Origin of the sequence: Piscinibacter sp., assembly GCF_050175855.1 — a bacterium.
GTDB lineage: Bacteria > Pseudomonadota > Gammaproteobacteria > Burkholderiales > Burkholderiaceae_C > Piscinibacter.
This window is the reverse complement of record NZ_JBFXIO010000498.1, coordinates 1-3,199: the sequence shown is the minus strand read 5'-3', so window position 1 is coordinate 3,199 and position 3,199 is coordinate 1. Positions and strand designations below refer to the sequence as shown.

The window sequence follows — 3,199 nt, the reverse complement described above, 5'->3', positions numbered from 1 at the left end:
TGCAGGCACGGACCGCCGTTGCAGGTGTAGGTTGAGGACTGCAAGGCCAGCGCGGGCAGGGCCTGGACCGCGCTCACGTAGCGCACCGCGACGGGCACGAAGTACGAGAACGACTGCACGTTCACGCTGATCGCGTCGCGCGTGGCTTCGGGCGTCAGCAACTCCCACTGACCGCCCGGCGAGACCTTGGCCACACGCAGTTCCTCGGTGGCGGCGAGCGGCCGAGCCGGCGCCGGCAACACCACCTGCACCGGATCGCTGAACGTCGAGCCGTGCGGTGTGACCTGCCAAGCACTGCCCACCACCTCGACGTAATCAGGCAGCGCTGGCATGTCGGTGGAGTCCTTGGCGATGCGGATCGTCGCGTCGCCGTCCATCGCTCCGGGCGGCACCACCACCTGCGCACCGTCTTCCCCCTGAACGATGCCGCCTGCGAGTCCGATCACGGCGGATCCGGCAGGCTGGGAAGGCACCACGCCATCACTACCGCCGCCACAGGCCACCAGGGCCAGCGGCAGCAGAACCACCTGCAGCCGGCGCCGCCAGCCCAGCCACGTCGTTCTCGTCGTGCGCATCGTTCCCTCCCCGGAACACCCGAATGCGCACGTTGTAGGGAAGCGGGCGTTATGCCCGCGTTATGTCGGCGACCGCTAGAGCGGCATCAAGCTGCGTCGGCGATCGTCGAACCGCGCCGCTGCAGCGCGCCGGACGTCACCAGTTCGTTCACCAGCAGCGCGCACCAGCCTTCGGCCGAACCGGCCTGAGCGCGGCCGTGGCGATCCCACACGCCGGTGAACAGCGGCGTCGTGACCGCCCAGCGCATCAGCGCTTCCTCGCCCTGCTCGCGCACTTCCATCAGGTGGTACTTGATCAGCACCTTCACGCCGTGCTTCGCGTGGCGTGCCGGCTCGGCGCGGAACGATGCGAGCCGCGAGCGAGCGCGGGCGAGCGCGGCCTCCACGTCGGTGAACGGCGCGCCGTGGCCCGGCACGACGAGCTTCACCGGCAGCGCCTCGATGGCATCGAGCACGGCGCCGACGTCGTCGAAGCCCGGCTCGCCATCCATCTCGGGGAAGACCACGCCGAAGCCGTGTTCCCACAGCGCATCGGCGGAGACCAGCAGGCCGTGTGCCGCGTCGAACAGCATCACCGAATCGGGGTCGTGGCCCGGCGCGTGCAGCACCTCGAAGCGGCGGCCGCCCGCCTCGAGCACGTCGCCGGGGTGCAGCGTGTCGTGCACCTCGAAACGCTCGCACAGCTGGCCGGTGGTGTCGTAGCTGAGCGCATCGGCGCGCCACTCGCGCACCGCCTCGGCCAGCCCGGGCGGGATGGTGATGGTCGCGCCGAAGGCACGCGCCAGCGTGGCGTTGCCGCCGCAGTGGTCGCTGTGCAGGTGGGTGTTGACGATGCGTGCCAGCGGCGCCTCGCCGAGCGCATGGCGCAGCAGCGCGAGCGTCTGCCCGGCGTGGTTGACGTGCCCGCTGTCGATCAGCGTGGCGCCGTGCTCGTCGGGCGCGGCATGCACGAGGATGTTGTTCGACGACAGCCAGCCGCGCTCGAAGACGCGAAGCCCCTGCAGGGCGGGATGGTCGTGCACGTTGGCGCTCATCGGCCCGATTCTCCGCGAGCACGCGGCGCGGCATCATCCGGACATGCCCATGACCCCACTGGAGCGGCTGCGCCGCCATGCCGTCGCACGCAACTTCTTCGCGCCGACTACGCTGCCGCGCGCCATCGCGAAGCTCGGCTTCGTGCAGGCCGACCCGATCCGCGCCCCGGCGCGCGCGCAGGACCTCACGCTGCGCCAGCGCGTGGCCGACTACCGCGCCGGCGACCTGGAGCGGCGCTATCCGAAGCTGCCGATCGAGGAAGACTTCTTCGTCAACTACGGCTTCGTGCCGCGCGCGCTGCATCAACTGATGCACCCACGCACACCACGCAGCGTGTGGCCGAAGGCGCGCTGGAAGCAGGCCCACGCGGTGCTCGAGTTCGTGCACGAGCGCGGCGTGGTGCACCCGCGCGACGTCGATGACGAATTCGCCCACGGCAAGACCACCAACTGGCTCGGCGGATCGAGCAACGCGAGCACGCAGCTGCTCGACGGTATGCACTACCGCGGCCTGCTGCGCGTGGCGCGGCGCGAGGGCGGCATCCGCCTGTACGCAGCGCGCGAACTCACGCCGCCGCCGGCCGACCCGCGCGCCGCGCACGACGCACTGATCGACACGATCGTGGCCAAGTACGCGCCGCTGCCCTTCGCGACGCTCGGCCAGCTGCTCAGCCACCTCGGCAGCGGCGTGCCGCAATGGCGCGGCGAGCGCGGCGCCGCGCTCTCGCGTGCCCGCGCCCGGCTGGCTCACGAACGCATCGACGGCGTCGACTGGTACTGGCCGGACGGCGAACGCCTCAAGCGCGGCGAACCCGAGGACCGCGTGCGCCTGCTCGCGCCCTTCGACCCGCTGGTGTGGGACCGCCGCCGCTTCGAGCTGTTCTGGGGCTGGGCCTACCGCTTCGAGGCCTACACACCTGCCCCGAAGCGGCAGCTCGGCTACTACGCCCTGCCGCTGTTGTGGCGCGACGAGGTGATCGGCTGGGCCAACTCCAGCCTCGCCGACGGACGCCTGAGCACGGACTTCGGTTACGTGGCCGGCCGCGCGCCGCGCGAGGCGGCCTTCCGCCGCGAGCTCGAGGCCGAAGTCGAGCGGCTGCGTACGTTTCTCGTTCCGCGCTGAATCAGCGTGGCGGCAGCGCGCGCTGCCGCGCCGCCAGCGAAGCCCCGAGCGCCAGCACCGCGGCCGAGACCGCAAAACCGCGCGAGAGGCCGCCGGTGCCATCGGCCACCCAGCCCACGAGGCTGGGCCCGACGATCTGCCCCGCCGCGAAGATGCTGGTGAAGGCGGCGATGCCCGCCGGCCAGGCAGCCGGCGGCAGGTTGTGGCGCACCAGCGCGGTGGTCGAGGCCACCAGCGAGAGGAACACCGAGCCGAACAGCGCGCCGGAAGCGAACACCGCCAGCGGGTGCGCGCTAAGCACCGGCAGCAGCGTGGCCACGGCGAGCAGCCCGTTGAGCAGGGCCAGCGGCTGGCCGCCGCGGTAGCGCTGCAGCAGCGGCGCCCACAGCCACGACGAGGCGATCACGCCGGTGCCCAGCAGGATGTAGAAGGCCACCACCGTGCCCGTGCTCGCGCCCTGCTCGCGC

4 protein-coding genes are annotated in these 3,199 nt (G+C 71.9%); 1 reads left to right on the top strand and 3 read right to left on the bottom strand.

The annotated features are described in order from the left end of the window. Window positions 1–575 (bottom strand): hypothetical protein (locus AB7U92_RS24605; protein ID WP_428583087.1); only part of this gene is annotated, 575 nt, incomplete at its 3' end. 86 nt (window positions 576–661) lie between these two features. Next, window positions 662–1,609: an MBL fold metallo-hydrolase gene (locus tag AB7U92_RS24600; RefSeq protein WP_428583084.1), complete on the bottom strand. Its 948-nt coding sequence runs from the start codon at window positions 1,607–1,609 to the stop codon at window positions 662–664. A 43-nt stretch (window positions 1,610–1,652) separates the two neighbouring features. On the opposite strand from AB7U92_RS24600, the gene AB7U92_RS24595 reads away from it, so the two are divergent. After that, a complete protein-coding gene (locus tag AB7U92_RS24595) occupies window positions 1,653–2,732 on the top strand; it encodes a DNA glycosylase AlkZ-like family protein (RefSeq protein WP_428583082.1) in 1,080 nt (359 codons plus the stop codon). Between the two features lies 1 nt (window position 2,733). Here the strand turns inward: AB7U92_RS24595 and AB7U92_RS24590 are convergent. Beyond that, window positions 2,734–3,199: YbfB/YjiJ family MFS transporter (locus AB7U92_RS24590; RefSeq protein ID WP_428583080.1), on the bottom strand; the 466-nt coding region annotated here is incomplete at its 5' end.

Excerpts from the sequence above, each read along its gene's own strand:
- AB7U92_RS24600 (WP_428583084.1), bottom strand. The coding sequence starts at position 1,609 with ATGAGCGCCAACGTGCACGACCATCCCGCCCTGCAGGGGCTTCGCGTC.
- AB7U92_RS24595 (WP_428583082.1), top strand. The coding sequence starts at position 1,653 with ATGCCCATGACCCCACTGGAGCGGCTGCGCCGCCATGCCGTCGCACGC.